At 50.8% G+C, this 4,124-nt stretch carries 4 protein-coding genes; all 4 read right to left on the bottom strand.

Going from position 1 to position 4,124, the window contains the following annotated elements; all coding sequences use genetic code 11:
* The coding region (locus tag ACOJWD_RS05975; protein ID WP_486992308.1) for an LAGLIDADG family homing endonuclease at nucleotides 1-2,725 on the bottom strand (2,725 nt) is incomplete at its 3' end.
* Between the two features lie 12 nt (nucleotides 2,726-2,737).
* Complete coding sequence (locus ACOJWD_RS05970; protein ID WP_486992307.1) at nucleotides 2,738-3,172, bottom strand: hypothetical protein; 435 nt, start codon at nucleotides 3,170-3,172, stop codon at nucleotides 2,738-2,740.
* 16 nt (nucleotides 3,173-3,188) lie between these two features.
* Nucleotides 3,189-3,656, bottom strand: coding sequence for a transcriptional regulator NrdR (gene nrdR / locus ACOJWD_RS05965; RefSeq protein WP_486992306.1), 468 nt, complete (start codon nucleotides 3,654-3,656; stop codon nucleotides 3,189-3,191).
* A 152-nt stretch (nucleotides 3,657-3,808) separates the two neighbouring features.
* Entirely contained in the window at nucleotides 3,809-3,991 is a 183-nt protein-coding gene (locus ACOJWD_RS05960) for a hypothetical protein (RefSeq protein ID WP_486992305.1), read from the bottom strand.
* Nucleotides 3,992-4,124: the final 133 nt, after the last annotated feature.

Below are 4,124 nucleotides of genomic sequence, written 5' to 3'. Positions count from 1 at the left end.
TGGAACGCAAGTAGAGTGAGATGATGCGTCCAAGCGCCTCCATGAAGGATTGGACTTCTGATCCGGCCCGTCCCAAGAGCATAAATACCTCGAACGGATTGCCGTCCACTTCGTTAATGACAACCCGTGCGGTTCCAGCAGGTGTCTCCTTGCGGTAGGTTCGACCATTGACTTGGGCCGGAACGGGGTAAACTTCCACGTCTGCCCCGGTATCCAGATAAGCCACTGGTGACGCCACTTCAGTCGACTCTGCCTTATTATTGTCCGCCAAATGCAGCACTTGCTCCTGACGGCTCTGATCACGATAGATGGTAACCCCTTTACATCCCAAATCGTAGGCCAACTCATAGAGACGAGCAGTGTCTTCCATGGTGTAGGTGCTCGGAGCATTGGCGGTCTTCGAAATGCTCGAATCAGTCCATCGCTGGATGGCGGCTTGGACGTAGATGTGCTCCTCAGGCGTCAGATCCATTGCCCCCACGAAATAGCTGGGAAGCTCTTCCCCTGGGTGCGCTTCTATCCACTCCTGAGCGACTTCTACATATTGCTCGTCGAATCCGAGACGCGACTGCCGATAATAGGTCAAGGCGTAGAATGGTTCAATCCCCGTACTGGTGCCGACCATCGACCCTACAGTGCCTGTTGGCGCTTGCGTCAAAATCGTTACATTTCGAGTGCCGTGCTGGCGAATCTCACCCCGAACAGTCTCGGGTAACCGCTGCATAAACCCGCTCTCTAAATATTTTTCGGCATCAAATGCAGGAAACTGCCCTTTCTCTTTGGCTAGCTCCACATCATATAAGTAGGCCTCGGTTGCAATGAATTCGTAGAGCTTATCAATAAAAGCAATAGACTCCGGGCTCCCATAACGCAGGCCTAGCCGAATTAATAGTTCGCCGAGTCCCATGGTCCCTAGCCCAATTCGTCGCTCCCGTTGCTGATTTTGATAATTTTGGTCAAAGAAATACGGTGTCGCGTCCACAATGTCATCTAAGAATCGTGTCCCCATCCGCACCGTCACGCGCAGAGCACTCCAATCGACGTCTTTGGTCTCTTCCCTATAAAAGGCCGCCAAATTGACGTGACCCAACGTACACACTCCCCATGCTGGCAGAGGCTGTTCAGCACAGTTATGAACTATCAGACCATTAGCCGAAAAGGCATGTGTACTTGGCTCGGTCAAATCATACACATCTTCCACGCCATCATCATAAATGCGCCGAACATGAGCGACCCACTCTTCGTGATGCGGGGTATCTTTGATGAGGTCCCATGCCACTCTCAGATCGGTCTCGCGGCTTTCACTAAGAAAGCCTATGTACCGCATAAATCCACCGAGACTATCTCCCTCAATCACAAGACGATATAGCGGCTGCGCAAATTGTGATGCATGATTGCGATCGTGCAGCTCTAGGTCGGTACCCATTTCAATGCGACTATAAAGAGAAAAGTTCAATAGTACTTGCTGTGTTTCTTGAAGCAGTTTTCTACTCGACGCATTCAGGTACACCTGAGGAGAAAAAGGCTCTGCTAACTGCACTCCACCATTGGCTTCAAAAATGGCCTGTAAGAATCCCCTTTGCATATCCTCGTTGCCGACTAAAATTCCGTCAGGTACCTGTAACTTATTAGCCTGAAGTCCTGTAGACCGCGCATAAGCCACATAGGCGGCCTGCCCGGACACGTCATGGTGACCCTCGAGATAATTGGCCACTGGCATACCACTCATTACATTGTGGTGGAATTCCTCGGCCCCTTCAGCCACCATCCACCCCAAGATTTGTCCGTCTTTCAAGGATCCAGAATAGCCAAATCCTCCGGTTTGATGGCGCACACGAATCGCCTCCCCGATGTGGAGGGACCGCGCTTGCATCCACCCCCGCTGTTGACTGTAGATTTGATGATCTGCCGTCAATCGCACCATATAGCCTTCATCGGTTTCCACAGTCACCACCGGCTTCGTGCCGGTCCTAAACATCGCGGAGCCCATCTTAACCGACCCTCTGCCAAAGCGGGAATCGACAACTACCGGGACCGGTACTTGTTCACGATACAGATCGTCCGCCCTCTTCAGTCCTTCGGCGGTGGCAATCAGAGTATCCCCCGTGACACAAGGATTGGTGCTAATCAAAGGATTAAAATACCAACTATTCGAATCCTTTTCATGACGTTCATCAAATACAATCCCGGGTTCGGCAGCTTGCCAGGCACCTTCTATGATGGCGGCCCAGAGATCGCGAGCCTTCACGGTTTCGTAATGTACCACCGGCTTACCATGAGCCTGCCATGTCTCTAAGTTGCCATCCCAGACCTCATCGTACTCAGGATCCGTGGTGTCCGGAAACACCAGATCCCATGAGCTATCTTGCTTTACCGCGCTCATAAAGCGATCAGAAATACGAATACTAATGTTGGCATTTTCCACCATACCTGGGGTCTTCTTGATTTCGATAAAACGCCATACATCGGGGTGCCAGTCTTCAATCTGCAACATCAGCGCACCGCGCCGTGAACCTCCCTGCTCCACCAGTCCGGTCGCCCGAGAAAAAAGGTCCATCCATGACACCGCTCCTGACGATCGACCATTGACCCCGCGGACTATCGCGCGTGACGGTCGCAATGATGAAATATTGATGCCCACGCCACCGCCACGACTCATGATTTCAATCATTTGCCCCAACGTCTCGACAATCCCTTGTCGACTATCCTTCGGGCAGGGTATCACATAACAGTTAAATTACGTGAGATTTTGATCGGTACCAGCCCCAGCCCAAATCCTTCCGCCTGGTCCAAAACGTAATGCCCCAATTTCCTTAGCAAAGCTGTCTTCGACATCTTGTTTGACTTTGGATTTCTCCACTGAAGCCACACCGCGTGCAATACGTCGAGCTACGTCGTGCACCGTGGTTTCTAAAGGACGGTCACATTCATTCTGCCGCCGCTCTATAAATTCACCTTTTTGCGGTCCAGAGATTAGCTCAATCGACAGATACCCGTTGTCCAAAATTTCTTTCACGATGCCAATATCCTTTTTAGGCCACTTGGGATGGGCTTCAACCAGTGCAATCACCAAGTCGCCCATTTGGAATCCCCGACTAGGATCCTTCAAAGTATAACGATCTAAAAAAATTTTCCAGCTCAGTTCTGATGCAAACCCGGTTTCCAATTCCATTCGCGGTACTCCCCCTCTAATCCGATAAACGATGTGCTTGAATCAACCGTTCTAGCTCTTGGCGAAATCCTTCCACATCAGTAAATTGTCTGTACACCGATGCAAACCGTACATAGGCCACTTCGTCGAGTTCGCGCAGTTCACGCATGACCAGTTCGCCTATCGATCGCGTAGATATTTCTCCATTCGACTCATCACGCACATTGCGTTCGACCCGGTCGACCGCCGTCTCCAGTGACTCCAGAGAGATCGGGCGTTTTTCGCAGGCAGTGAGAAGTCCATGCAAGATCTTGGACCGGTCAAATGCTTCACGACGACCATCTTTCTTGACAATCCAAATGGGAATGTCCTCCACCCTTTCATAGGATGTGAATCGGCGATGGCAGTCCAAACATTCCCGTCGACGCCGGATCGCTTGTCCATCCTCAGCGGGCCGCGAATCTAATACTTTGCTGTCAAGATAATGACAAAACGGACAACGCATAGCAAAATCCCCTCTATCTAGTACATGGTCCATTATATTACCTACTAGATATTGATCACAAGAAATAGCGCCTACTTGCCATCGGCCCGCACAACGCAAAAACCCGCGTCCTCACGCGGGTTTTGGTTCCTTCGTCGTTACCCGAAAAAAATTTATTTATTTAAAATCATAAACGCCCAGATTGCCGATCCCGCCATCAGCACCACCCCAAGGGGCCAACTGCCAATACCAACGATAGATCCTACGGTAATGAGCGCTCCAATACCAAATCCCCACTTAGTTAACCGCAAGCGCGGACGTTGCCGTTCCATGTTACTCCACTTTCTCGGTAACATCGGGTCATCCCCCCTCTTCTTCTTTCATCATACACCCCACCGCACTAACAATGCTAATCACCCAGTTGCTGCACTACTAGATGACCCGAATGCGTCACCTCGATTAAGGCTTTAGATACCTCCAACGGACTGG

It is taken from the genome of Sulfobacillus sp. TH-112, assembly GCF_057473405.1.
The sequence above is the reverse complement of the archived record's forward strand: the minus strand, read 5'-3'. Positions and strand labels throughout refer to the sequence as shown.

Excerpts from the sequence above, each read along its gene's own strand:
- ACOJWD_RS05970 (WP_486992307.1), bottom strand. The coding sequence starts at position 3,172 with ATGGAATTGGAAACCGGGTTTGCATCAGAACTGAGCTGGAAAATTTTT.
- nrdR (WP_486992306.1), bottom strand. The coding sequence starts at position 3,656 with ATGCGTTGTCCGTTTTGTCATTATCTTGACAGCAAAGTATTAGATTCG.
- ACOJWD_RS05960 (WP_486992305.1), bottom strand. The coding sequence starts at position 3,991 with ATGTTACCGAGAAAGTGGAGTAACATGGAACGGCAACGTCCGCGCTTG.